20 protein-coding genes and 1 tRNA gene are annotated in these 25,055 nt (G+C 68.8%); 9 read left to right on the forward strand and 12 right to left on the reverse strand.

Going from position 1 to position 25,055, the window contains the following annotated elements; translation table 11 throughout:
• Positions 1-2 precede the first annotated feature (2 nt).
• Positions 3-611, reverse strand: coding sequence for a ribosome biogenesis GTP-binding protein YihA/YsxC (gene yihA, locus WB794_RS08675; RefSeq protein ID WP_337335460.1), 609 nt, complete (start codon positions 609-611; stop codon positions 3-5).
• Between the two features lie 201 nt (positions 612-812).
• Between yihA and WB794_RS08680 the strand changes: the two genes are divergently transcribed.
• From WB794_RS08680 to WB794_RS08695, 4 genes are all read left to right on the forward strand, one after another.
• Positions 813-1,577 (forward strand): c-type cytochrome, encoded by a 765-nt coding sequence (locus WB794_RS08680; RefSeq protein ID WP_337335461.1) that lies wholly within the window; start codon positions 813-815, stop codon positions 1,575-1,577.
• Positions 1,574-2,473: a thiol:disulfide interchange protein DsbA/DsbL gene (locus tag WB794_RS08685; protein ID WP_337335462.1), complete on the forward strand. Its 900-nt coding sequence runs from the start codon at positions 1,574-1,576 to the stop codon at positions 2,471-2,473. Before WB794_RS08680 ends, WB794_RS08685 begins: the two co-directional genes overlap by 4 nt.
• Positions 2,474-2,685: 212 nt before the next feature.
• Positions 2,686-3,324 carry a thiol:disulfide interchange protein DsbA/DsbL gene (locus WB794_RS08690; RefSeq protein WP_337335463.1) on the forward strand — a complete coding sequence of 213 codons (639 nt, stop codon included), beginning with the start codon at positions 2,686-2,688 and terminating at the stop codon, positions 3,322-3,324.
• Positions 3,325-3,438: 114 nt separating this feature from the next.
• A complete protein-coding gene (locus tag WB794_RS08695) occupies positions 3,439-4,179 on the forward strand; it encodes an endonuclease/exonuclease/phosphatase family protein (RefSeq protein ID WP_337335518.1) in 741 nt (246 codons plus the stop codon).
• A 116-nt stretch (positions 4,180-4,295) separates the two neighbouring features.
• Here WB794_RS08695 and WB794_RS08700 read toward each other — a convergent pair.
• Positions 4,296-4,385, reverse strand: a tRNA-Ser gene (locus WB794_RS08700).
• 278 nt (positions 4,386-4,663) lie between these two features.
• On the opposite strand from WB794_RS08700, the gene rlmD reads away from it, so the two are divergent.
• From rlmD to WB794_RS08725, 5 genes are all read left to right on the forward strand, one after another.
• Positions 4,664-5,992 carry a 23S rRNA (uracil(1939)-C(5))-methyltransferase RlmD gene (gene rlmD, locus WB794_RS08705; protein ID WP_337335464.1) on the forward strand — a complete coding sequence of 443 codons (1,329 nt, stop codon included), beginning with the start codon at positions 4,664-4,666 and terminating at the stop codon, positions 5,990-5,992.
• 126 nt (positions 5,993-6,118) lie between these two features.
• Positions 6,119-6,631 (forward strand): CYTH domain-containing protein, encoded by a 513-nt coding sequence (locus WB794_RS08710; protein WP_337335465.1) that lies wholly within the window; start codon positions 6,119-6,121, stop codon positions 6,629-6,631.
• Complete coding sequence (gene nagZ, locus WB794_RS08715) at positions 6,622-7,620, forward strand: beta-N-acetylhexosaminidase (protein WP_337335466.1); 999 nt, start codon at positions 6,622-6,624, stop codon at positions 7,618-7,620. Before WB794_RS08710 ends, nagZ begins: the two co-directional genes overlap by 10 nt.
• 155 nt (positions 7,621-7,775) lie before the next feature.
• The gene (locus WB794_RS08720) at positions 7,776-8,318 is read left to right on the forward strand and encodes a hypoxanthine-guanine phosphoribosyltransferase (protein ID WP_337335467.1); all 543 of its coding nucleotides are present in this window, start codon (positions 7,776-7,778) and stop codon (positions 8,316-8,318) included.
• Entirely contained in the window at positions 8,315-9,085 is a 771-nt protein-coding gene (locus WB794_RS08725; protein WP_337335468.1) for an S-methyl-5'-thioinosine phosphorylase, read from the forward strand. Before WB794_RS08720 ends, WB794_RS08725 begins: the two co-directional genes overlap by 4 nt.
• 84 nt (positions 9,086-9,169) lie before the next feature.
• Here the strand turns inward: WB794_RS08725 and WB794_RS08730 are convergent, their stop codons facing one another.
• From WB794_RS08730 to WB794_RS08775, 10 genes are all read right to left on the reverse strand, one after another.
• Positions 9,170-11,668 (reverse strand): efflux RND transporter permease subunit, encoded by a 2,499-nt coding sequence (locus tag WB794_RS08730; RefSeq protein ID WP_337335469.1) that lies wholly within the window; start codon positions 11,666-11,668, stop codon positions 9,170-9,172.
• Positions 11,669-11,686: 18 nt separating this feature from the next.
• Positions 11,687-12,784, reverse strand: coding sequence for a WD40/YVTN/BNR-like repeat-containing protein (locus WB794_RS08735; RefSeq protein ID WP_337335470.1), 1,098 nt, complete (start codon positions 12,782-12,784; stop codon positions 11,687-11,689).
• 175 nt (positions 12,785-12,959) lie between these two features.
• Positions 12,960-14,321 (reverse strand): DUF1329 domain-containing protein, encoded by a 1,362-nt coding sequence (locus WB794_RS08740; protein ID WP_337335471.1) that lies wholly within the window; start codon positions 14,319-14,321, stop codon positions 12,960-12,962.
• Positions 14,322-14,343: 22 nt separating this feature from the next.
• Entirely contained in the window at positions 14,344-16,296 is a 1,953-nt protein-coding gene (locus WB794_RS08745) for a DUF1302 domain-containing protein (protein WP_337335472.1), read from the reverse strand.
• A gap of 15 nt (positions 16,297-16,311) precedes the next feature.
• Complete coding sequence (locus WB794_RS08750) at positions 16,312-18,441, reverse strand: alpha/beta hydrolase (RefSeq protein ID WP_337335473.1); 2,130 nt, start codon at positions 18,439-18,441, stop codon at positions 16,312-16,314.
• Positions 18,442-18,573: 132 nt separating this feature from the next.
• The gene (locus WB794_RS08755; protein ID WP_337335474.1) at positions 18,574-19,431 is read right to left on the reverse strand and encodes an SDR family oxidoreductase; all 858 of its coding nucleotides are present in this window, start codon (positions 19,429-19,431) and stop codon (positions 18,574-18,576) included.
• Positions 19,431-20,621 carry a Na+/H+ antiporter NhaA gene (gene nhaA / locus WB794_RS08760; RefSeq protein ID WP_337335475.1) on the reverse strand — a complete coding sequence of 397 codons (1,191 nt, stop codon included), beginning with the start codon at positions 20,619-20,621 and terminating at the stop codon, positions 19,431-19,433. The genes WB794_RS08755 and nhaA overlap by 1 nt, the downstream gene beginning before the upstream one ends.
• A 27-nt stretch (positions 20,622-20,648) precedes the next feature.
• Positions 20,649-23,477 (reverse strand): bifunctional [glutamate--ammonia ligase]-adenylyl-L-tyrosine phosphorylase/[glutamate--ammonia-ligase] adenylyltransferase, encoded by a 2,829-nt coding sequence (gene glnE, locus WB794_RS08765; RefSeq protein WP_337335476.1) that lies wholly within the window; start codon positions 23,475-23,477, stop codon positions 20,649-20,651.
• Positions 23,478-23,694: 217 nt separating this feature from the next.
• Positions 23,695-24,288 (reverse strand): superoxide dismutase family protein, encoded by a 594-nt coding sequence (locus WB794_RS08770; RefSeq protein WP_337335477.1) that lies wholly within the window; start codon positions 24,286-24,288, stop codon positions 23,695-23,697.
• A gap of 110 nt (positions 24,289-24,398) precedes the next feature.
• Positions 24,399-24,986, reverse strand: a complete 588-nt coding sequence (locus WB794_RS08775) for a class I SAM-dependent methyltransferase (protein WP_337335478.1) — start codon at positions 24,984-24,986, stop codon at positions 24,399-24,401.
• Positions 24,987-25,055: the final 69 nt, after the last annotated feature.

The raw sequence follows: 25,055 nt of genomic DNA on the forward strand, positions 1-25,055 counted from the left end.
GATCACGCGCCCGCGTCACCCAGCGCCAGCCAGCCGGTGAGCGTCGCGCGCGCCTCGTCCACGCCCTGGTGCGAGGTCGCGGAGAACAGCTGCACCGCCACGCCCGGCGCAACCGCGCGCCGGGTTTCCTGCAGGGCGCGCGCCGCCTGCCCGCGCGGCAGCTTGTCGGCCTTGGTCAAAAGGCAGTGGCAGGCCAGGCCGCGCGCGGTGCCGTATTCGAGCATCTGCCGGTCGAAATCGCGCAGCGGGTGGCGCACGTCCATCACCACCATCAGGCCTTGAAGGCTGGCGCGGGTGCGGAAGTAGGCCTCGATCAGGCCGCGCCAGTGGTCGCGCAGACCAGGCGGCACCTTGGCGTAGCCGTAGCCGGGCAAGTCGACCAGATAGCGCTGCGGGGCCACCTGGAAATACACCAGCTGCTGGGTGCGGCCGGGGGTCTTGCTGGTGCGGGCCAGGCCGTTCTGGTCGCAAATGGCGTTGATTGCGCTGGATTTACCGGCGTTGGAGCGACCGGCGATCGCCACCTCGCGGCTGTCGTCCGGCGGCAACTGGTGAAGTTCGTGCACGCTTTTGAGGTAGTGCGCGGTGCGCAGCAGGTTGGGTGGGGACATCTAAGGATCGTCTCTGGTTTGACCGGCTACCGGCCGACTGGAATAATTCCTGCGTTTCTGCGTCGTCGGGTGGAGCACCCGCTGTCGCTTGCCCGGATCGCGAAGGTTGCCGCCCGCAGGCGGCGACCGCAACGCGCCCGATCCCCGGGCAGCAGCGTCCCGACGCGCAGACCGGAACACACTTCTTTGCGGAGCACACACATGAACCTGCGTTGCTATTGTGGCATGGTCGTCGCGCTGGCCCTCGGCCTGGGTCTGGCATTCACCGCGTCCGCACAGGACACCGCCACGCCCGCGGAAGTCACCGCCGCGCCCGAGGCCGAACCGGCCCCGGCCGAGGTGCTGACCGACGCACACGGCCCGGCCCTGCCCGGCGACGCGGCGGCAGGCGAGGCCAAGTCGGCGGTTTGCGCGGCCTGCCACGGCATGGACGGCAACTCCATGATCCCGATGTATCCCAAGCTCGCCGGGCAGCACGAGGCCTATGCCGCGCGCCAGCTCGCCATGTTCCAGGACGGCACCCGCGTGGATCCGGTCATGCTCGGCATGTCGGCCGGGCTCACCCCGCAGGACATGCGCGACCTGGGTGCCTACTACGCCACGCTCACCATCACGGCCGGCATCGCCGACGACAGCAAGCTGGACGATGGGCGTTCCTTCTACGAGGTCGGCCAGGCGCTGTATCGCGGCGGAGATACCCCGCGCGGCATCCCGGCCTGCCTGTCCTGCCATGGCCCGAGCGGCCAGGGCAATCCGCTCAGCGGCTATCCGGCGCTCGGCGGCCAGCACGCGACCTACACCGTCAAGCAGCTCGAATCGTTCCGCTCCGGCGTGGCCTGGGGCGCGGGCGACAACGCCAACACGGTCATGGTGGACGTGGCCCGGCAGCTGACCGACCAGGAGGTCCAGGCGCTGGCCAGCTACATCGAAGGTCTGCACGCCGCTGCCGACGTGGCAGCCCAATGAGCCGCCTGAACGTCGTCGCCACGCGCGGGCTGATCGCGCTGGGCCTGCTGGCGCTGGCCGCCTGCGGTGGCGAAAGCTCCGCGCCGAATCCGCCCGCCGCGTCAACCCCTGCCGCCAGCGCGCCCGCCGCACCGGCCGAAGCACCGGCTGAAGCAACTCCCGCCGCAGTGCCCGCCGACGCCGCGCCGACGCAAGCCGCCGCAGCCGAAGCAGACGCCGTCGAGGCCACGCCTGACGCGCCATCCGCCCCGCCGCAGGCGGCTGTGGCCGACGCCGCACCGGCGCAGCCGGTCGTGCCGGTCGTGCCGGAAGGCCCCGAGCCGCGCCTGGGCACGGACTACCAGCCCATCGATCCGCCGCAGACGCTGACCTCGGTTCCGGGCAAAGTCGAGATCGCCGAGGTGTTTTCCTACACCTGCATCCACTGCGCGCGCCTGCAGACCCTGCTCCCGGCCTGGGAGGCCTCGCTTCCGCCGCAGGTGAATTTCGTCCAGGCCCCGATGTCGCACGGCGCGTTCGAGCCGATCGCGCGCGGCTTCTACGCCGCGCAGGCGATGGGCATGCTCGAGCAGACCCAGGCCGGCATGTTCAAGGCACTGGCCGAACAGCAGCGCCTCGGGGCCGGGAAGATCGACGACATCGCCAAGCTCTACGCCGAACTGGGCGTCGATGCCGAGGCGTTCAAGGCCACGGCGGCCTCGTTCGCCGTCAACACCCAGATCTCGCGCAGCCAGAAGACCCTGGTGCGCTGGGGCGTGGAAAGCACGCCGACCCTGGTCGTGGCGGGCAAGTACCGCGTGCCGCCGACCGGCGATCGCGGCCACGAGGGCATGCTGCAGACCGCGCGCTGGCTGGCGCAGCGTGAAATCGCCCAACAGCAGGCGGCGGCGCGCTGATCGCGCCCGCCTCGCCCGCCGGGTACCAGACGATCCCCGCCGCGCGCGGGGATCGTCGTCTGGGGGTTCCTGAATCGACGTTCCGCCCGGCGGGTGCGGAACCTTCGCCGCGCGCGGTAGTCTAGACACCACTTCGGGCCGACGTCTTCGGCTCTTTCTTCAAGGCAGGGAGATTCCCGATGTTGCAGCGTTTCATGCGCCGAAGCGGCCAGATGGCGGCTCTTGTACTTCTCACCGCGGCGTTTGCCGGCGCGGCGTACGCCCAGTCCACCGATCCGGTCGAAGGGCGCGACTACACCCTCATCACGCCGGCCACCGAGACCAGCGCCGACGCGATCGAGGTGGTGGAGGTGTTCGGCTATTCCTGCTCGCACTGCGCCCACTTCCAGCCGCTGGTCAGCCAGTGGAAGAAGACGCTGGCGGACGACGTGAAGTTCGAATACCTGCCGGCGGCCTTCGGTGGCGTCTGGGAGGTCTACGCGCGGGTCTACTACACCGCCGAAACCATGGGCGCACTCGACAAGACCCACGACGCCCTGTTCGAAGCGCTGCACACCGAGCGCCGCCCCGTCAGCAAGATCGAGGATCTGGCCGACTTCTACGCCGAGCACGGCGTGGACAAGGCGCAGTTCCTGTCCACCCTCGACAGCTTCCCGGTGAACGCCAAGGTCGCCACCGCGCGCGAGCGCGCCGCGGCCTGGAACATCGAGGGCACGCCGACCATGGTCGTCGCCGGCAAGTACCGCGTCATGGCGCCGCCGCAGGATCGGGGCGGCTTCAAGGGCATGCTGGAGATCGTCGACCGGCTGATCGCCCGCGAGCGCGCCGCGCGCAAGCCGGCCGCGGCCTGAAGCGCGAATCCGGCCCGGCTTGAAGCCCGTGCGCACCGGCCCCAGTTCGGCAACATGACCCTGAAGCCGTCATCGCATCCTGCTGCGCCGCGATCCGAGTCGCGGCGCCTGTCGCTGCTCAGCGCCAACATCCAGGCCGGCCACGCCACCAACAGCTATCGCGAGTACGTCACCGGTTCGTGGAACCACGTGCTGCCGAGCCGGCGCAAGCGCGACAACCTCGACGTGCTGGCCGATCAGGTCTCCGGCTTCGACCTCGTGGGCCTGCAGGAAGCCGATGCCGGCTCGCTGCGCTCGGGCTTCGTCAACCAGACCCACTACCTGGCCGAACGCGCCGGCTTCCCGTACTGGAGCCACCAGCCCAACCGCCGTCTGGCCGGCGTCGCGGCCAGCGCCAACGGCCTGCTGTGCCGGGACCAGCCCGATGAAGTGGTCGATTACGCCCTTCCCAGCCGCATTCCCGGCCGCGGCGCGCTCGTGGTGCGCTACGGCCACGGCGCGGATTCGCTGACCATCGCCATCGCCCACCTCTCGCTCTCCCTGCGCGCGCGCACCGCGCAGGCCGCGTTCCTCGGCGAACTCCTGACCGGCCCGGGGCACAAGGTGCTGATGGGCGACTTCAACTGCGAATCCGATTCGCCCGAGATGCTGTCGCTCTATCGCCACACCCAGCTGCGCCCGCCCGACGAGCGCATTCTGTCGTTCCCGAGGTGGCAGCCGCGTCGCGCCATCGACCATATCCTGGTCTCGGGCGAGGTCGGCGTCGAACGCCGCTGGGCGCTGGCGGACCTGTCCTCCGACCACCTGGCCGTGGCGGCCGAACTGGTGCTGCCGCCGGTGGCGAGCGCCGGCTGAAAAAGCTGGCGGATGGGGTGAACAGGGCTTTCGAGCAGCGGAAGCTGCGAGCCTGTGAACGCCATCGCGCCTGCAAGCGCGATGGCCGGGAATCACTTTGGCAGAGCCACCGCAGGTGGCGGATGGGGTGGGATTCGAACCCACGGTAGTGTCGCCACTACGCCGGTTTTCAAGACCGGTGCCTTAAACCGCTCGGCCACCCATCCGGATATTCCTGCCGCAACGCACCGTTCGGGCCGGCGCGCTTCCGTGCTCCCTCTCCCCGGCCTGCGGCGGGGGAGAGGGTTGGGGTGAGGGGGCTTTTTCAGCCGCGGCAGCAGAGAGTCATCGCCGCTTCGCCGTTCGCCCCTCACCTGGCCTTTCCCCAAGTACGACAGGCGCAAAGAAGAGCGCGCATTGTCCATGCCTGCGGCCGCGTTGTCAGCCCGCACGGCCGAATCTGCGAGAATGCCCGGCTCCCGCCCGCCTCGCATCGTGCCCGCCCGTGTCCAGAACGCGCCGTCCCCAGCAGTTCGTCGAGCTTGAGCTCGACATCACCGACCTGAGCCACGATGGCCGCGGCGTCGCGCGTCACGAGGGCAAGGCCGTCTTCGTGACCGGCGCGCTGCCGGGTGAAAAGGTCCGCGCCCAGGTCCGCGTTTCGCGCAAACAGTTCGACGAAGGCGGCACCATCGAGGTGCTTGCCGCCTCGCCACATCGCGTCACGCCCCGCTGCGCGCACTTTGGCGTGTGCGGCGGCTGCGTCCTGCAGCATCTGGCCCCGCAGGCGCAGGTCGCGGCCAAGCAGCACACGCTGGCCGAGAACTTCGAGCGCATCGGCCAGGTACGGCCCGAGCGCTGGCTCGAACCGCTGGTGGGCGAGCCGTGGAACTACCGGCGCAAGGCCCGGCTCGGCGTCAAGTTCGTGCCGAAGAAGGGCCGCGTGCTGGCCGGCTTCCGCGAAGCCGCCGATCCGCGCTTCATCGCGGACGTTTCGCGCTGCGAGGTGCTGGTCGAGGGCGTCGGCAGCCGCGTCGCGGCCATCGCCGAACTGGTCGATGCGATGGACGCGCGCGCGCAGATTCCGCAGATCGAGATCGCCGCCGGCGACGACCGCACCGCGCTGGTGTTCCGCAACCTCCAGCCGCTGTCCGATGAGGACCGCGCGCGGCTGGTGGCCTTCGGCGAGCGCGAAGGTTTCGCGATCTTCCTGCAGCCGGGCGGCAACGATACCGTGGTGCCGATCGACGGCGGCGCGGAGGAGTTGCATTTCGCGCTTCCCGCCCACGGCGTGGATTACGCCTTTCGCCCGCTCGATTTCATCCAGGTCAACGGCGCGATGAACCAGCGCATGATCGACCACGCGCTCTCCCTGCTCGATCCCGCGCCGCACGAGCGCGTGCTCGATCTCTTCTGCGGCCTGGGCAACTTCACCCTGCCGCTGGCGCGCCGCTGCGCCCAGGCAGTAGGCGTGGAAGGTGACGCCGGACTGGTGCGGCGCGCGCACGAGAATGCGCGGCGCAACGGCATCGGCAACGTCGACTTCCACGCCGCCGACCTGGTCGGCGACCTGCGCAATGCGCCGTGGCTGCGCCAAGGGTTCGATGCGCTGCTGCTCGACCCGCCGCGCACCGGTGCCGATGCCACCATCGCACAGATTCCGCTCGACGGGATCGGCCGCATCGTCTACGTCTCCTGCCACCCCGGCTCGCTGGCGCGCGACGCCGGCCTCCTGGTGCGCGATCATGGCTACCGGCTCGCGGCGGCCGGTGTGATGGACATGTTCCCGCACACCGCACACGTGGAGTCGATCGCGCTGTTCGAGAAGGGTTGATGCGAGGGTGAGGCGCCACCAGAATGGGTGCCCTTTGCCTCGCTAGTCGTAGCGCGTGGCAACCCGCGTCACCGTCGGCGGGCAGGACGCGAGCGCGCGTTCGACGCGGGAAGGCTGAGGTTCTGGATGTCCATCGAAATCGAGCGCAAGTTCCTGCCCGCAAGCGACGCCTGGCGTGCGCGTGCCTCGTACAGCCAGCGCATGGCGCAGGGCTATCTCAACGACGCACGGGCGCTGCGCGAGGGTGCGCAGAACGTCTCGATTCGGGTGCGCATCGCGGGGGAATCGGCGGCGCTCAACATCAAATCGCGCGAGCTGGGCGCGTGGCGGCAGGAGTTCGACTATCCCGTGCCGCTGGCCGATGCCGAGGCGCTGCTGGCGCTGTGCGTGGGCGGGCGGATCGAAAAGACGCGCCACCACGTGCACCACGCCGGGCACCTGTGGGAGATCGACGAGTTCGGCGGCGAAAACGCCGGGCTGGTCGTGGCCGAGATCGAGCTTGCGGCGCTGGATGAGGCCTTCGAAAGGCCCGAATGGGTGGGCCCGGAAGTCACCGACCAGCTGCGCTACTACAACCTGACCCTGGCCGAGCGGCCGTATTCGCAGTGGACGCAGAAGGAGCGCCACCCGTGCTCGTGATCGGCATTGCCGGTACCGGACTCGACGCCGCCGGGCGCGACTGGCTGGCGCATCCGGGCGTGGGCGGGGTGATCCTGTTCTCCCGCAATTTCGCTTCGCGCGCGCAGGTCGGCGAGCTGTGCGCGGCGCTGCGCGAGGCCGCGCCGCGCCCGCTTCTGCTGTGCGTGGATCAGGAAGGCGGTCCGGTGCAGCGCTTCCGCGAGGGGTTTTCCGCGCTGCCGGCGCTGGCGCGCTTCGGGACGCAGTTCGATACGGACGCCGCCGGCGCGATGGAGGCCGCGCGCACCCATGCCTGGCTGATGGCGGCGGAAATCCGCGCCATCGGGCTGGACCTCAGCTTTGCGCCGGTGGTGGACCTCAAGCGCGGCAACCGCGCCATCGGCGAGCGCGCCTTCCACCTCGCGCCCGGCGTGACGGCCAACCTTGCCGCCGCCTACGTGCAGGGCATGCACGCGGCCGGCATGGCGGCCACGCTCAAGCACTTTCCCGGCCACGGCTCGGTGCTGGAAGACACCCACTTCGATGCCGCGACCGATCCACGCCCGCTGCAGGCGCTGGAAGCCGAGGACCTGCTGCCCTTCCGCAGCGGAATTTCCGCCGGTGCCGAAGCGGTGATGATGGCCCACGTCAGCTATCCCGCAGTGGATGCGGACCCGGCCGGCTACTCGCGCCGCTGGATCGCGTACCTGCGCGAAACCCTGAAGTTCGGCGGGGTGGTCTTCAGCGACGACATCGGCATGGCGGCGGCCGAATCCGCCGGCGGCATCGCGGCGCGGCTGCACGCCCATTACGATGCCGGCTGCGACAGCGTGCTGGTGTGCGCGCCGGCGCTGGTGCCCGATGCGCTGGCGGCGATGCGCGCGCGGGACATGCGCCCCGATGCGCTGGCATCGATGGCGGGAAAGCCCGCGATGGATTGGACGTCGCTGCTGGCCGACGCGCGCTGGTCCGATGCGCGCGCCGCGCTTGGCATAATGCAGACGGCATAGCCCGTCTCCTGGCCGGGAGAGGGTGAGGGCGCGACCGAAGCGCGTGCCCGAGTCTCGCTGCAAGGCTTTGCTGTCACGCTTCGTTCGTACCCTCATCCGCCCTCCGGGCACCTTCTCCCGAGGGGAGAAGGTTTCTTGCAAGAGCCGCCAAGCCAATGTCCACTCCCCCCAAGCTTTCCGACGCCCTGCCCACCGCCGACCTGCTGTTCGATCGCGCCACGCTCGAACGCGAAATCGCGCGCATGGCGCGGCAGATCGACACCGACTACGCCGGCGACCGTCCGCTGTTCCTCACCGTGATGCACGGCGGCATGCTGTTCGCATCGCTGCTGGCGCTCGAGATCAGGACCGACCTGGAGTTCGACTACCTGCACGCCACCCGCTACCGCGGCAAGACGCGCGGCACCGGGCTCAGCTGGCTGCGCCATCCGCAGGTGCCGATGCTGGACCGGCGCGTGCTGCTGGTCGACGACATCCTCGACGAGGGACAGACGCTGGTGGCGGTGCGCGACGCCTGCCTTCGCGAAGGCGCGAAGGAAGTGCGCATCGCGGTGCTGACCAGCAAACTTCACGACCGCCGCGTGCCGGGCATCAGCGCCGACTACGTCGGCGTGGAATTGCCGGATCGCTATGTCTTCGGCTTCGGCATGGACTACTACGAACAGGGCCGCAACCTGCCGGGCATCTACGCGATATGAGCGGCGGGCCGATCGCGCTGGCGGTCATCGGCGGCAGCGGACTGTATGCGCTGCCCGGCTTCACGCCGGAACGCACGATTGAAGCCGCAACGCCGTGGGGCGAGCCTTCCGGCCCGATCCGCGTCGGGCGGCTCTGCGGCTACTCCGTCGCGTTCCTCGCCCGCCACGGCGAAAGCCACGCGCTGCCGCCGCACCGGGTCAACTACCGCGCCAACCTGCACGCGCTGGCCGAGTTTGGCCCGCAGGCCGTGCTTGCGATCAACACCGTCGGCGGCATCACGACCGCCTGTGCGCCGCGCGCACTGGTGGTCCCCGATCAGCTCATCGACTACACCCACGGCCGCGTCGCCAGCTACTGGGACGGCGCCGGCGAAATGCGCCACGTCGAATTCAGCGAGCCCTACGGCGCGCGGATCCGCAACGCGCTGCTCGATGCCGGCGGCGACGCCGGCGTGGCGCTGGTGGATGGAGCCTGCTACGGCGCGACCAACGGCCCGCGCTTTGAAACCCGCGCCGAGATCGCGCGGATGCGGCGCGACGGCTGCGACCTCGTCGGCATGACCGGCATGCCCGAGGCCGCGCTGGCGCGCGAGCTGAAACTCGATTACGCCTGCCTGGCACCGGTGGCGAACTGGGCCGCCGGCTGCGACGACGGCAAGGAGATCAGCCTTGAGGACGTGTTCGCCAACCTCGCCGCCGCCAACGCGCAGCTTCCGGCGCTGCTGGCGTCGCTGCTGGCGCGGCTGGCGGGCGACGCGGCGGCCTGAACCGGCCACGTCAGTGCCGTCGCGCCCCCGCGCCGTGGGCGGGGGCGCGAACGCGCGGCGATGGGTCTGTGCCGTCTGCGGTGCTCAAAGCTGCGGCTTGAAGGTGTCCTTCTCGAACGGGCGCAGCAGCCAGCGGCACAGGGCCGGCAAGAAGATGATCGCGGCGATCATGTTGACCACGAACATGAAGGTCAGCATCACGCCCATGTCGGCCTGGAATTTCAGATCCGAGAAGATCCACATGGCCACGCCCACGGCCAGCGTCAGCGCGGTGTAGAAAATCGCGATGCCGGTGGTCTTGAGCGCGATGAAGTAGGACTCGGACACGGTCTTGCCCTGGCGCAGCGATTCGCGCATGCGGGCGAAGATGTAGATCGCATAGTCCACGCCGATACCCACGCCCAGCGCCACCACGGTAAGCGTGTTGACCTTCATGCCGATGTCGAGCTCGACCATGAGCGAGTGGCCCAGCTCGGTCACCAGCACCAGCGGCAGCACGATGCACAGCGCCGCCAGCGGATTGCGGAAGCTGATCAGGCACATCAGGAACACGGCGGCGTAGAGGAACAGCAGCATGTGCTGCTCGACCGCGCGCACGGTGTCGTTGGTGGCGGCCATCACGCCGATGTTGCCGGTGGCAAGGCGCAGGTTGACCGCATCGCTGGTGAAGGCTTCGCCCGCTTCCTCGGCCTTCTGCGCCTCGGCGGCAAGCTGCTCGCGCAGGTTCACGCCTTCGTGCCAGGCACCGTTCGCCTCGCGGAAATCCTTGACGGAGGCAACGACGCGGTCGATGGTTTCGGCGCGGTGGTCGGACAGGAAGGCGGTGACCGGCATCGCCGAGCAGTCGGAGTTGAGCAGGCCCGAATCGGTCTCGAAGCCCTGCGTGGCCAGGCGCAGCGAATCCGAATCGCGCGGCAGCACGCGCCACTTGATCGCGCCATCGTTCCAGCCCGCGTTGACCAGCTTGGCGGCCATGGGCAGGGTGATGACCTGCTGCACGCCCGGCACGTTGGTCAGGTGCCAGGCGAAGCGGTCCACCAGTTCCATGGTGGGATAGCTCATGGTGCAGGCGTCCGGGCGGCCTTCCACGATGACGTTGAGGATGTCCACGCCGAGCGCAAATTTTTCGGTGATGGCGCGCGCGTCCTGGTTGTAGCGCGCCTCGGGGCGCAGCTCGGCCACGCCTTCCTGGGCATCGCCGACCATCACCTTGTCGCCATAGTCCTCGGCGAACCACCAGGTCGTCACGCCGATCAGGATGATGATGGCGGCCGGGATGGGCTTGCTGAAGCGGGTGAGGAAGGCCCAGATCACGTCGAAGCGGGTGAGCTGGCGCAGGCGGTACTCGCGCTTGCGCTCCATGTTGCGCAGGCGGGTATAGGACAGCAGCACCGGCAGCAGGATGAGATCGGTCAGGAGCGTGAGGGCCACGCCCACGGTGGCAGTGATGGCCAGCTCGAAGATGATCCGGATCGGGATCATCAGGATGGTGGCAAAGCCGATGCAGCCGGCGATGAGGGCCACGGCACCGGGGATGAGCAGCATGCGGAAGGCGGCGCGCGCGGCGGTGAGTGAATCCACGCCCTGGCGCTGGCGCAACTCGTCGACGGTGCCGTCTTCCAGGCCGCCGAAGAACAGCTCGCCGCGGAATCGGTTGATCATCTGCTCGCCGTGCGAAACCGCGATGGCGAAGATGAGGAAGGGCGTGAGCATGTTCATCGGGTCGATGCCGAAGCCCATGAGGCGCAGCGCGCCGAGCATCCAGACCACCGCGACGAGGGAGGCGAACACGGTCAGGCTCGCGAGCTTGGCCGAGGTCGAATACAGGAACAGCAGCAGCCAGGTGAAGGCCACGGTCAGGAAAAAGAAGAGGATCACCGAACGCGCGCCGTCGCTGATGTCGCCGACCATCTTGGCAAAGCCGATGATGCGCACGTCATAGCCCTGGGCCTCGTACTTGCCGCGCAGCGCCTCGAACTGGGCGGCGATGTCCTGGTAGTCGATCTTGTTGACCTCGCTTTCCGGGATGAGGTCGGCCCAGATCATCGCGCCGGACCAGTCCTTGGCGACCAGGCGGCCGACGATGCCGGCCTTGACGATGTTGCTGCGGATGGTCTCGAAGCTCTCGTCCGTCGCGTGCTCGGCACTGAATTCGTTGGGAATGACGTTGCCGCCGGCGAAACCGTCTTCCACCACCTCCACGAAACGCACGTTGGGGGTGAAGAGCGAGCGCACCCGGGCGTTGTCGGTGGCGTCGATCGCCATGACCTCGGAGGTGAGGCCCTCCAGCGCGGTGAAGAACCCCGGCGTGAACATGTCCTGGCCATCGCGCGCCATCAGCGCGACCAGCACGCGGTTGGCACCGCCGAAGTCCGCCTCGTAGTCGAGGAAGGTCTGCATGTACTCGTGTTCCAGCGGGATCTGTTTCTTGAATCCCGCGTCCACGCGCAGCTGGCTGGCCAGGACCAGCGCGATGACCGTGACGATGGTGAATATCGCCAGCACCACCGGCCGCGCGCCAAAGATGAGGCTTTCCAGCGCCCGGGTGATCGGGCCTGCTTCCACGTTGCCGCCATGCGCCATGATTGCTTGCTCCCCTGCTTATTGCCTGCGTGGCGCAAACTGGTCCACGCCCTTGTCACCGGATACCACCAGACTGCGGTTGGCGCGCGCGAGAACCGCCGCCAGAACCGGGGTTTCATGCGCCGCGTTGGCATAGACCTGATTGGTGACGGCCTCGCCTGCCCCGTCACGCAGGACAACGATGCCGTTCGCGCCCACTAGCACGAAGCCGCCCTCGCCCCGCGCCGCGCCGCCCATCAGGCTCAGATCGGTGCCGGTCTCGATGGCACTCCAGCTCTCGCCCAGGTCGTGGGTCTCGAACACGTTGCCGCGCATGCCGAACGCGAGCGCATGCTCACCCTCGTAGCCGATAAGGCCGAACATCGAGCCGCCGTAGGGCAGCTCGGTGCGCTCCCAGGTGTCGCCACCATCGCGCGAGCGGAATGCCGAGCCGCGCTCGCCCACGATCAGGAGCGCGCCGCTGCCGGTGCGGGCGATGGCGTTGAAGTGTGGGTCGCTCACATCGCCCATGGCCAGATCCGCATCGGACAGCGTCCAGTTGTCTTCGTCTCCTACCGCCCCGCCCTGATCCACGGGATCGGCTTCGGGAGCATCGGATGCGGTGGATACGAACTGCCACGACGCACCGCCATCGGTGGTGCGCAACAGCTGCGAATAGGCACCGACGGCAAACCCGCGGTCGGCGTCGAGCATGAGGATATCGAGCAGCGGCACGCCCTGGCGCGGATCGAACGCCGCATCGGGACCGGTGTCGAGCACGTCTTCGCGCTGCAGCACCCAGCTCAGGCCGCCATCGCGGCTGGCGAGGATGGTGCCGTCGTGCCCGACGGCCCAGACCGCATCGCCCACGGCTGCCACCGCCGTCAGCGTGGCGCGGGTGGGCACGTCGGCGACCTGGCGCCATTCGGTGCGGCTCTCGGACACGAGAATCTGGCCGCGATCTCCCACGGCCACGGCGCGCGAAGCCGCCTCAGCCAGGTCAAGGATCAGGCCCCGGCTGACCGCGAGCGGCATCATTTCGCTGTGCAAGGGCTCGGCGGCCGATGCCGACGCCGCCAGGCTGACGCCGAGCACGGCCAGCGCGACGCGCCGCGAGACGATTCGGATCACTTGCATGGACAACCCTCCCCTGGGCATTCGCCGTGCCGGTCCTGCCGGCATCGGCCCTGATCGCATGGTGCCGCTACTGGTACGCGGCAGGCAAGGGGCCGATTCACGGTTTTACCCGCCGTACAAACGCCGTCAGCCGCGCCTTGCGGACACGGCTGACGGGACGGAGACTGCGGATGGATCAACGCACGCCGCGGGTACGCAGCGCCTGCGGAGTGAAGTTCTCGAGCGAGGACTGGAACGAGAAGTCCGCAGGGGAGTCCTCGTTGTCCACGCCGGTGGCGAGGTAGCGGCCGGACTGCAGGTCGTGGCTGTTTTCCATCGCGGTCCAGAACACCGGCACTTCGTAGTAGTTGATCGCCGGTGCCTCCGAGTAGCGCCACACCTGGCCCTGGGCGTTGTAGTGGTCCAGTACCAGGATCTGCCAGCTGTCCTCGTCCACGTAGAAGGTGCGGCGAGGATTGATGTGGCGCTTGCCCGGCTTGAGCGTGGCGTCCACCACCCAGACCCGGTGCAGCTCGTAGCGCAGGTAGTCCGGGTTGATGTGGTTGCGCTTGATGATCTCCGACAGCTTGGCACCGGAACTCTTCAGCCGGTACGAGTTGTAGGGAACGTACATTTCCTGCTTGCCGACGAGCTTGAAGTCGTAGCGGTCCAGCGAGCCGTTGAACATGTCGGTCATGTCCGAGGTGCGCAGACCGTCGGAGGCCGTTCCGGGGTTGTCGTAGGCCACGTTGGGTGCCAAGCGCACGCGGCGCTGGCCGGGGTTGTACACCCACGCCTTGCGCGGCTGGATCGCCTGGTTGAGGCTTTCGTGCACCAGCAGCACCTGGCCGGCGAGGCGCGCCGGCGCTTCCACCGACTGGTAAAAGTAGAGCAGCACGTTGTTGATGTCGGCGATGGTGTTGCCGGGCTTGTAGTACAGCCCCATGAACTCCTCGCGGATCTTGACCATGTTGAACTGGCCACCGGCGGTCACCGGGGCGAGGTTGGTCCAGCGCGCGGCGCTGATGCCCTTGTACTTCATCTTGTGGTTCCAGATGATTTCGGAACCATTCTGCGGAATCGGGAACGGGATGCCCTCGGCGGCGTCGAGCACGCCGTTGAGGTCCTCGCTCAGCCTGGCCGTAGTGGCGTTCTTGATGGTGTACTCGTAAGTGCGCTTGGGAAACGAGGCCGAGCGGCGCGTCGGATAGACATCCATCCGGAACGTCGCGTACTTCGCGAACATGCTCTTCTGGCCTTCGGTCAGCTGATCGGCATGTTCCTTGTAGTTGGCCTGGGTGATCGAGAATAGCGGCTTGTCCGCGGCGAAGGGATCGGGGTGGAACTTGCCCTGGACGTAGTTGGCCGGCGGGCTGGTGATGCCGCCTTCCCATGCCGGAATGGTTCCTGCGGCATTGCCGGCCTTGGTCGCGCCGATCGGCGTGAGTTCCTTGCCCAGCTTGCCCGCCTGGCCGGCGTCCACGGCCGCGAACACGCTGCCGGTAGCAAACGCCATGCCAACGACGACAGCCAAGGTGGTACGGGTACGGAAGGTCATGTGTGCACTCCTTGGGCTGCGATCAGAACGAGTATTTGGCCACGAGCGAGTAGAAATCGCGGTCGTAGATCTGGTTGTAAGGCTTGCCGCCGCTGAAAATGGTATAGCTCAAGTCGAGGCTCCAGCGCTGCATGTAGCTCGCCTCGACGCCCAGCGTGCCCGATTTGCGCCCCTCCAGGAAGTTGCCGCCGGGACCCGGGGTGGTACCGTTGACGTCGTGGTTGAAGGCGATGCGCGGTGCCAGGTTGATGGAGCCGCCGAAGGCACCGGGGTACTCGGCGCGTGCCGCTACGCGATAGCCCCAGCTGAAGGCCGTGGGGAAGCCGCCCGCAGTCCTGGCCGGATTGCGCAGGTAGCCCGTATCGATGGCATAGCCGCCGCCGGTATCGGTGCCTTCGCCCTCGTAACGCAGCTGGGACGCATCCGGGAAATCCCAGACGTTGGTGGCACCGATTTCGCCCACCACGGCGATCTGGTCGGCACCCAGGAAGTTGCCCGGGCCGAACATCTTGGTGAAGGTCGACTGGATCTGGCTGACCTTGTGCTTTTCCCAGCCGCGGATGTACTCGCCGGGCCCGTACTCGCCCAGCTGGCTGGAGAAACGCAGCGCCGGCTGCGGGATCACCGCGTTGAGCGGGGTCAGGCCGGCGAACAGCAGCTCCACGTCATCCACCTGCAGCGGCATGTTCGGCCGGTAGCTCAGCTCGCCCTGGAAGGCGATGCCGCCGGGCAGCGAAGTGCTCCAGGACAGGCCGTAGAGGTCGATGCCTTCCGGATACTCGAGGAAATAGCTGCCCGAGTTGGGCGCGGTGTTGACGACCGAGATGCCCGAAATGAGCGGCAGGCGGCTGTGGTAGCGCAGGTAGTAGAGGCCGAACTCGGTGCCGTTGAACCAGTCGGAGTAGTAGCGCAGCGCGGCACCGTACTGGCCGCTGTCCTTGGCGTTGTTGTTGGGGCTGCGCGGAAAGGCCGCCGCGCAGCCGGCACCGATCAGCTGCATGGCGGTCGCCGCGCCGTAACGCGCGCTGTAGTCGGCAAACAGGTCGCTGTTGGCGTAGCCCGCGGTACCGTTGTAACAGGTGCTGCGGTACAGCGAGGGGTTGTTGACCGGCTGCGGCACGGTGCCGAAGTTCAGCATCACGTACTCGCCACCCGGCGAGGCGAAGTCGTTGGCGGAAAAGTAGGTGCCCGAGGCGTCGATTTCCACTTCCTCGAACTCGAACAGGTAAAGCGCTTCGAGCGAGAGCTTTTCGGTGAGGGAGAACGAGGCCCAGATCGAATCGACCGGCAGGTAGGCTTCCTTCAGCTCCGCACCGGCCACGCGCAGGGCGGACAGGTCGAACGGGTTGATGACATTGATGCCGTTCTGGATGAAGGTGCTCTCGCCCCAGCTCACCACCTGGCGACCCAGGCGCACCGTGCCGGTGCCGGCCTCGCCGTAGCTGAAGTTGTGGTAGACGAAGGCATCCAGCAGGCGGAAGCGTTCGCCGATCAGGTCCTTGGCCTCGCGAGTGAGGTCGCTGCGGTCGGCGTTCTCGAAGTCGTAGAAGTACGTGGCGCGGGCAAACGCACCGGAGTCGCGCCAGTTGAGCGATAGTTCCGAGGTGAGCTTGAGCGCATTGGAAATCACGTCGCCCTTCTCGTACTTGATGTTGCCGTCATCGCGGTTGGCCGAGAAGCGGCCATTCGCCGCGACCTGCAGCGCCTGGGCGTCCAGGTAGCGGCCGGCGGCGGTGAGTGCGCTGATCTGGGCGACGATGGTCGGATCGATATAGGACTTGGCCAGCAGATCTTCGGATGGGTCCTCGGCACGCCAGGAAGCACCGAAGGACACGATGGTGTCGAGCGAGCCGGAAAGTTCACCTCGGCTGAAGTCGAAGGCCGCGGCCGGCTGGAGCGCCATCGCGATGGCACCGGCGATGGCCAGCGCCAGAGGCGTGCGTGCCGCGCGGGAGGTCTTGTGCATAGGGATCATGGGAGAGCTCCTGGCTTACTGCGCGCGGATGACGGAAGTGTCTTGGATCAGTACCGCAGCGCCACCGCTGACCAGCAGGCTGGCCATCTGGCCCTGCATTTCGGCAGTGACCGCCGGTGCCGTCGGGCTGATCAGCGAAGCGTGTTCGCCTGCGGTGAAACGCACCACGCCGCGGATGCCGTTGGCGGCCTGCGTGGTCTGGGTGAGGGTGGTAAGGCCCAGCGCGCGGATCAGCGGATCGGTGCCCGCGAGCGGCGCGCCAGGCACGCTGTTGGGAACGACCTGATCGGGCAGGTTGGAGCCGCCGCCGACGATCTCGTGCAGGAGGATGGCGTTCTGCGCCGAGGCGTAGCCATAGTTGATCGGATCGATGGCGTCGATCACCTGCTGGGCCGCACCCATGAAGCTGTCGTAGGTCGGGGTTCCGGCCTGCACGCCCGACGCGGCCAGACCGGCGCGGATGCGCGGACCGAACGAGGCGGAGCCGTCGAGCAGGCGCGCGATTCCGCCGCCCGGTGCCGACAGCAGGCCGACGTTGACGTTGGGCTCCAGCGCCAGGAACGAGGTGCCGACCATCGCGCCCAGCGACAGGCCGACGAACTGGATGTTGGAGGAATCGAAATCCCCCGTGCCGTTGCCGTCGAGGTCAATCCGCGGGATCGACGCGGTCAGCACGAAGAGATCGGCCACCGCCTGGCGCAGGTTGTCACGCGAGGTCAGGAGCGAGGCAAGATTGATGAAATGCGTGCCGGAGGCATCCGGAGCGCCGTCCGGCCCGGGTGCGCCGGTGCCGTTGTCGACGTAGTCGACGTTGAAGGTGCGCTCCGAGGCGACCGCGCCGAATGGCGTGTTGCCGATCGCGAACGGGCTTTCCGGCGGCAGGCCGTGCAACGGCAGGTCGATGGCGACTACCGCGAAGCCCTGCGCCGCCAGCGTGGCCGACACCGCCAGCGCGTGGGTGCGGTTGCCGGTGATGCCATGCTGGAAGATCACCACCGGCCAGCCGCTGTCCGGCCTGCTGCGACCCGACGCCGCGTTCGGGATCGTGGCCAGCACCGGAATCGTGACGTCGCTGGTCTTGACCGGGAACGGGTTGGCGAAGGTGATGTTGGTCGACGCCGGGCTCAGGCCCGCAGCGTTGAAGGGCGGCACGTAGGCACCGGGCGCAGCCTTCCAGAAGGCAGTCAGCGGCGCGGTCGGGTTGGCGCTGCTCGGCGCCGAGAGGTAATAGGGCACGGTCAGCGTGCCGATATGGATGTCGGCAATCGGCGGCAGGCCCGCAGCCGCCGTGGTCAGGCCGCTGTTCGCCAACTGCACCTGACCGGGCTCTGTCACCGAGCGCACCGCCTGCATCACCGGGGTGATGCTCTGGGTGGTGAAGACCCAGCTCAGCACCACGTCATCGCGCGCGATGCCGGCGGCATTGGCCACCGCCAGGTGCGAGTTGGTGAGCTGGCGCAGCGGCTCCAGCGCGCAGGCCGTGGCCGCAGGCAGCAGGGGCTCGGTGCTCTGGCCGCCGACGCACAGCGGCGAGGCGCGCTTGGAGAGGAAATAGGTCTGGTCGGGCGTGGCGTCGTTGCCGCCGGCATCGCGGATGCCGTCGGTCAGCACCACCAGATAGGAAGTGAGCTGCTGCAGCGGCTTGGTGGGGATGATGGCCAGGGTGCGTCCGCTGGCATCGCTGGGTGCCAGCGCGGTGACGAATTCGGCACCGCCGGCGAGTTCGCGCACGATGTTGGTGGTGCCACCGCCGGGTCCGGTCAGCGAGACTTCGAAGATGCGCACGCTCTGTCCCGGAACCACCGACGCCACGTCCGGCTTGGCGTTGAAGCTGGTGGACATCGGACCCACCGTGCTCCAGCCGTCCAGCGTGCCGATCGCCACGGTCGGATCGCCATAGTTGTTCGGATTGGCCACCGGCGGGTTCAGCGTGAGGTCGGTGGTGCCCGACAGCAGCAGGTTGTTCGGCAGCGGCAGCACCGCGTTGGTGGGGTCGAAGCGCGCGGTCAGCACGCCGGTGACGGGGTTGCCGTTGTTGTTGTTCGAGGGTGAAGTCGGCACGGCGCGGTCGCTGTTGCTGGAACCGCCACAGGCGGCGAGCAGCAGCGAGGACAGCGCCAAGGTCAGGGTGATCCTGGGTGGCATGTTCTGGGTTCCTTCGGCAACCGGGGATGGACGCAACGCGGTCCTATCATAGGTATCGCGTTCAGCTCTTAGCAATGCTGTGGCGTACGGTACCGAAGAGTTCGCATGATGCGACGCACCATCACGCGGGCATCAGGCGTTCGGAAAATCCGCCGCGCCCGGCCGGTAGGGCCGCGGGTTCCAGTCCAGATCACGCGCCGCGGCAGCGTTGTCGAACACCATGTCGCGCCGCATCCGCTCCACCACGCCGCGCCCCGCTCCCGACATGGCATGAAACCGCGAGACCGTCTGCATCAGGCCATCGAACAGCCAGGCGGGCAGCAGCACAAGGTAGCCCCGCGGCCGGATGCACGCCACGGTGCGCTGCACCATTTCCCGATACGAAAGTGCTTCTCCGCCGCCAAGGTCATAGTGCCGTTGCGCACTTTGTGGACGCATCGCTGCGCGGACTGCGCAAGCCGCCAGATCCTGCGCATGCACGGGCTGGCGCAGGCCGACGGCGTCGATGGAAAGCGGCACCACGCGCCAGCGCCGGGCCAGCGCGGCGATGCGGCTCAGGTTGGCGTCCAGGCCGCAGCCGTAGACCAGGGTCGGTCGCAGGATGGTCCAGCCGATGCGGCGTGCCTCGCAGAAGGCTTCGAGCGCCGCCTCGGCGCGCGCCAGGTTGGCGGCCAGTTCGCGCTCGCCCGCATCGGGCGAGTCCCGCTTGGTTTCCGCGCTGGTGGAGCTGAAGGCGACGATGCGCTCGGGCCGGTGCCGCGTGCGCCCGAGCCAGGCGAGCAGGCCGTCGAGTGGCCCGGTGCTGAACACGACATCCGGTGCCGTCGCCGCATCGCCGCCGGCGTAAAGATCGAAGCGGCTCCAGGTGACGCCTTCGCGTGCGGGTTGCGCCTGGCGCGAAACCGCCTCGATCACGAACCCCTGGGCGAGAAGCTCGGGCAGCAGGAACCGCCCGATCTGTCCGGTCGCACCGAGCACCAGTGCGCGCATCAGACCGGCTCCACCGGGCGCAGGCAGCGCCGCAGCCAGAAGCTGCCAAAAATGGCAGCGAGGGTGGAACCGCCGAGGATGCCCAGTCGATGGATGTGCGCGGCTTCGCTGCCGGGCGCAAACGACAGGCCGCCGATGAACAGGCTCATGGTGAAGCCGATGCCGCACAGCATCGCCATGCCGAGCAAGGCGTCACCGCGCACGCCCGCCGGCCACGCCGCCAGGCCCGCGCGGCGCGCCAGCCAGGCTGCACCGCCGATACCGATCGGCTTGCCGACCACCAGGCCCATCGCGATACCCAGCGGCACCGGGTGCAGGCCCATTTCCAGGGTCACCCCGGCCAGATCGACGCCGGCATTGGCGAAAGCGAACAGCGGCAGGATCAGCCAGGTCACCCAGGGATGAAACTGGCGTTCGAGTCGCTCCAGCGGCCCGCGCTGCGGCCGGGTGCGATCATGCAGCGGGATCATCAGGCCGGTCGCCACGCCCGCCAGCGTCGCGTGCACGCCGGAGTTGAACACCAGCACCCACAGCACCGCGCCCAGCGCCAGCAACAGCCAGGTACGCGCCAGACCGAACAGGTTGAGCAGGTACATGAGCCCCAGCACGCCGAGCGCGGCCAGCAGCAGCGCGATCCGAAGCTTGTCGGTGTAGAACAGCGCGATCACCACGATGGCACCCAGATCGTCGAGCACCGCGATGGCCGAGAGCAGCACCTTGAGTCCGAGCGGCACGCGGCTGCCCAGCAGCGCGAGGATGCCCAGCGCGAAGGCGATGTCGGTGGCCGAGGGAATGGCCCAGCCGTGGATCGCTTCGCTGTCGCCGAAATTGAAGCCGGCGTAGATCGCCGCAGGCACCGCCATGCCGCCGATCGCGCACAGCAGGGGCAGCATCAGCTGGGCGCGGGTACGCAGTTGCCCCACCACCATCTCGCGCTTGATCTCCAGCGCCACCAGCAGAAAGAACAGCGCCATCAGCGCATCGTTGATCCACAGCAGCGCCGACAGCTCCAGCCGCATCGCGCCGCTGCCCAGCCCGAGCGGATAGCCGAGCAGCGCGAAGTAGGCTTCGCGCCAGGGACTGTTGGCGACAACCATCGCCGCCGCCGCACACAGCACCAGCAGCACGCCGCCGCCGGCCGGTCCGCGCAGAAGATCGATCACTCGCCCGAGGGCGTTCGCAGGGGTCACGGACCCGGTATCGTTCGAAGACATTGCTCAACCCGTTGCATCAGACAGCGGCTTTGCCAGGTAGTTCTGCCACGCGGCCTTGATCGCGGCACGCGCGTCATCCAGCGCGGCGTCGGGTGTCGCCAGCCGCGCGCGGCCGTCCAGCGTACAGGCCAACGCGCGCGCAAGCAGCACGCCGTGCGCCCGGCGCAGCGCCTGCGCGGAACGCGTGCTGAAGAAACCGCAGCCGGCCAGCGCGTCGATCAGCTCCGGCGTGCGGGTGCTGGCGGTCACGCCCGGTGCCTCGGCTGCGGCGATCAGCACCGCGGCCTGCACCAGGAATTCCAGGTCCACCAGCCCGCCATGGCCCTGCTTGAGATCGAACAGGCCCTCGCGTGAGCGGTCCAGTTCGGCGCGCATCCTCTGGCGCATGTCGCGCGCGTCGCGGCACACCGCCGCGCGCGGGCGCGGGCGGCACAGCACCTCGGCCCGGATCCGCTCGAAGGCCGCCTGCACCGCCGCGTCCCCGGCCACGGCGCGGGCGCGCACCAGCGCCTGCTGTTCCCAGGTCCAGGCGCGCTCGTGCTGATAGCTGGAAAAGCTCTGCAGGCTGGAGACCAGGAGCCCCTTGGCACCGTCCGGGCGCAGCCGCAGGTCGGTTTCGTACAGGCGGCCGGCCGGCGTCGCCATCGCCAGCAGCGCGATCACCTTCTGCACCACGCGGGTGTGGTAGCGCACCGCTTCGAGCGGGCGCGCGCCGTCGGTTTCCGACGCGTCCAAGCCCTCGTCGTAGAGGAAGACCAGATCCAGATCCGAGCCAAAGCCCAGCTCGTCACCGCCGAAGCTGCCGTAGGCGATCGCGGCCACGCCGCCGGACGGCAGGCGGCCGTGCTGGCGCGCAAGCTCATCCACCGCCATCGGCAGCACCGCGCGCAGCACCGCCTGGGCGATGAAGGCAAGCTGGCGGGCGCTGCTGGGCGCATCCTGCCGGTCCACCAGGCGCGCACGCGCGACCCGGAACGTGCAGCTCAGGCGAAACTCGTTGAGCGCGATGAGGCGCGCCTCGACGTCATCCTCCGCGTGGGAGGCGAGCGCGCGGTCCAGCGCCGCCTCCATTTCGGCCTGCGAAGGCGGTGCGGCATCGGCGCGCGCGTCGAGCAGTTCATCGAGCAGGAGCGGATGCGCGCACAGGCGCTCGGCCATCCAGCGGCTGCGCGCCATCACGTCCACCACCCGCGCCAGCGCGGCGGGCGCTTCGTCGAGCAGCGCCAGATAGCTGGAGCGACGCAGCACCGCCTGCACCAGCTCCAGCGCCCGCATCGCCGCGGCATCCGGCGCAGCGCTGTGCGCCGCCGCATCCAGCAGGCGCGGCATCAGGCGATCGAGCCGGCCGGCGGCGCGCGCCGACAGCGTCGCCAGCGCCGGAAGACACCGAAACGCGATCAGCCGCCGCGCCAGCGCGGCAGCATCGGTGAATCCGGCCTGTGCCAGACGCGACGGCGCGGCGGCATCCTCCGGATCGATCCAGACCAGGTCGAGCGCGGCGACGTCCTCCCGGGTCGCGCCGCGAGGCGACTGGTCGCGCGCCTCGAACACCCGCGCGAATTCGTCGCGCACGGCATCGCGGTGCCGTTCCAGCATCGTCAGCAGCGCGCCCCAGTCCGCAAACCCCAGGCCCAGGGCGATACGCGCCCGGTCGGTTTCACTTTCGGGCAGGCTGTGGGTCTGCTCCTCGCGCAGCATCTGCAGGCGGTTTTCCAGACGCCGCAGAAAGCGATAGGCCGCATCCAGCGCCGCGGCGCTGGCGTCCGGGACGTGGCCGTGCTCGCGCAGGCGCGCCAGCGCCGGCAGCAGGCCGCGCTCGCGCAGCGTCGGCTCGCGTCCACCGCGGATCAGCTGCTGCAGCTGCACGATGAACTCGATCTCGCGGATGCCGCCGCGCCCGAGCTTGAGGTGGCCCTCCAGATCGCGGCGTTGCACCTCGGCTTCGATCAGCGTCTTCATTTCGCGCAGGCCCTCGAACGCGCCGAAATCGAGGTAGCGGCGGTAGACGAAGGGCCGCAGCGTCGCCAGGAAACGCTCGCCAGCGGCAAGGTCGCCGGCCACCGGTCGCGCCTTGATCCAGGCATAGCGTTCCCAGTCGCGCCCCTCGCGCTGGAAATAGTGCTCCATGGCGGCGAACGACTGCGCCAGCCGCCCGCTCTGGCCGAACGGACGCAGCCGCATGTCGACGCGATAGGCCATGCCTTCGGCGGTCACCGCCGACAGCATCTGGATCAGCTGCTGGCCGGCGCGCTGGAACCAGTCGCCGTTGTCGAGCGGACGCGCGCCGTCGCTCTGGCCCGCCTCGGGAAAAGCGAACACCAGATCGACATCGGAAGAAAAATTCAGCTCGCCGCCGCCGAGTTTGCCGAGCGCGAACACCACCAGGCGCTGTTCCTGCCCCGCGTCGTTGCGCGGCACGCCGTGGCGCGCACGCAGGCTGTCCTCCACCGCCGTCAGCGCGGCGCAAAGGCAGGCTTCGGCCAGGGTCGACGAGCCGGCGAGGGTGTCCTCGATGGTGTCGATACCGTTCACGTCGCGGTGGATCAGGCGCACGCTTTCGGCATGCCGATGGCGGCGCAGGCGCGCGGCCCACGACGCCGGATCCCCCGGCGGCAGCGCCAGCGCTTCGCGTGGCGCATCGAGCGCGGCCAGCAGCGCCGGCTCGGCGCACAGCCGATCCAGCGCGTAATCGCTGGCGAGCAGAAGTCGTTCGAGCGACGCCATCCGCGCCGGCGCGGCGGCCCGCTCCGCCAGCGCCTGCGGTGCCGCCGCGCGCAGGCGTTCGAGCTGGCGGTGCAGGTGTCCGGCAAGCGGTGCGGGCAGGTCGTTCATCCGCGCAATTCTGGCAGAAGCACCGCGCCGGCCGCGGCGGCCTGCCCCGGATTCGATCCGGAGGCCGACCGGGCGGAGCGTCGGCCGCGTAGGGCCGACCTACTGTGTTGGCGGCGGGAGCCGACCGGGCGGAGCGTCGGCCGCACGGCTCGAGGCTGCGCCGCCGACGCCCGTTCCGCACGAGCGTCGGCGAGGGTTCCCGCCACGATGCGTCAAATCAGCGAATCACGCCGCAGGCGATGCGCGCGCCGGAATCACCGGACGGCTGGGTGGCGTAGTCGTCGGCCTTGGCGTGCAACACCAGCGCGCGGCCGAGGACGTCCGTTTCAGCGCCATCGCCCAGGGTCACGCCCGGTACCACCACATCGACCGCCAGCGCGCCCGCGTCGTCGGCCACCAGGTTCGGCATGTCGCCGGCGTGGTGTTCGCCCTGGCCCGGATGGCCGTGCGGGTGGCCGCCCGGGTTGAAGTGCGGGCCGGCGCTGGAGGCATCGGGGGCGCTGCAGTCACCGGTTTCGTGCACGTGGAAGCCGTGCGTGCCGCCCGGCGCAACGCCGGCGAGGCTGCCGGTGATGCGCACGCCGTCCGCTTCGGCGGTCAGCGTCAGGGTGCCGGACGCAGCGTTGCCCTCGGTGGGCGCCAGCGCCGCGCTGGCTGTCGCAGCCGGCGGCGGCGCGGGAGGTGCGGGCGGAACCGGCGGTGGCGGCTGCGCCGGAGCCGGCGGCGGCGGCGGTTCGGCGGGCTGGGAACACGCCGCAGCGGCACACGCGATGGCCAGTGCGGTGAAAAAGTGCTTGGCGCGGATGTTCATGGGACGTCTCCTGTCGTTCGGAACGCAAGAGCATAGTCGCCTGCACCCCGGCTGGCATCCGGGCAGACGAACGGTCGCGTTCAGCGCGTCCAACGCCGTGAATCGTCACCTCACGCCGCGATGGCCCGCACCACCGGCCGCAGCCGCGCCCACGGCACCGGGAAGGCCGGCACTTCAATCCTTGCCTCTCCAAAGCCCGCGCGCTCGAGTCGCTGCACGATATCGCGACCGTAATCACGGAATACCAGCACCGGCTCGTTTCCTTTGAACGGATCGACGTGATATTCCGCCGGCATCAGGTATTCGATGCCGGCGCCCCCACCCCGGGCTCGCTCCACGGTGTCTGGCGCATCGAACAGCGGCACGGTGAACAGCATCTTCCCCCCTGGCCGCAGAACCCGACGCAACTCCGAAAATCCGCGCGCATCGTCGGGCACGTGCTCGAATACTTCGGTATGGGCAACCAGATCAAAACAGGCGTCCGGCCAGGTCAGGGCCTGCACGTCCTCACAGCGGACGCCCTGCCATGTGGTTCCGGGCACGGCGTCAGGGTGGTATTCGGAGAACGCGGCCCGGGCCGCACGCTTGCGCAAATGTTCGACGAACGGTCCCGTGGCGGAAAGCTTATAGACATCCATCTTGGAAAGGGCGGCGAGTTCGATTTCGCTCGCCACCGCCAGACCGATGGAAAGATGCACGGTACTTGCCGCACAGCGCAGGCAGCGCACACCGGACTCGCTGCGATTCAAGCGTACGAATACCGAATG

The sequence above is a fragment of the Denitratimonas tolerans genome, assembly GCF_037203605.1.
Taxonomy (GTDB): domain Bacteria; phylum Pseudomonadota; class Gammaproteobacteria; order Xanthomonadales; family Xanthomonadaceae; genus Denitratimonas; species Denitratimonas tolerans.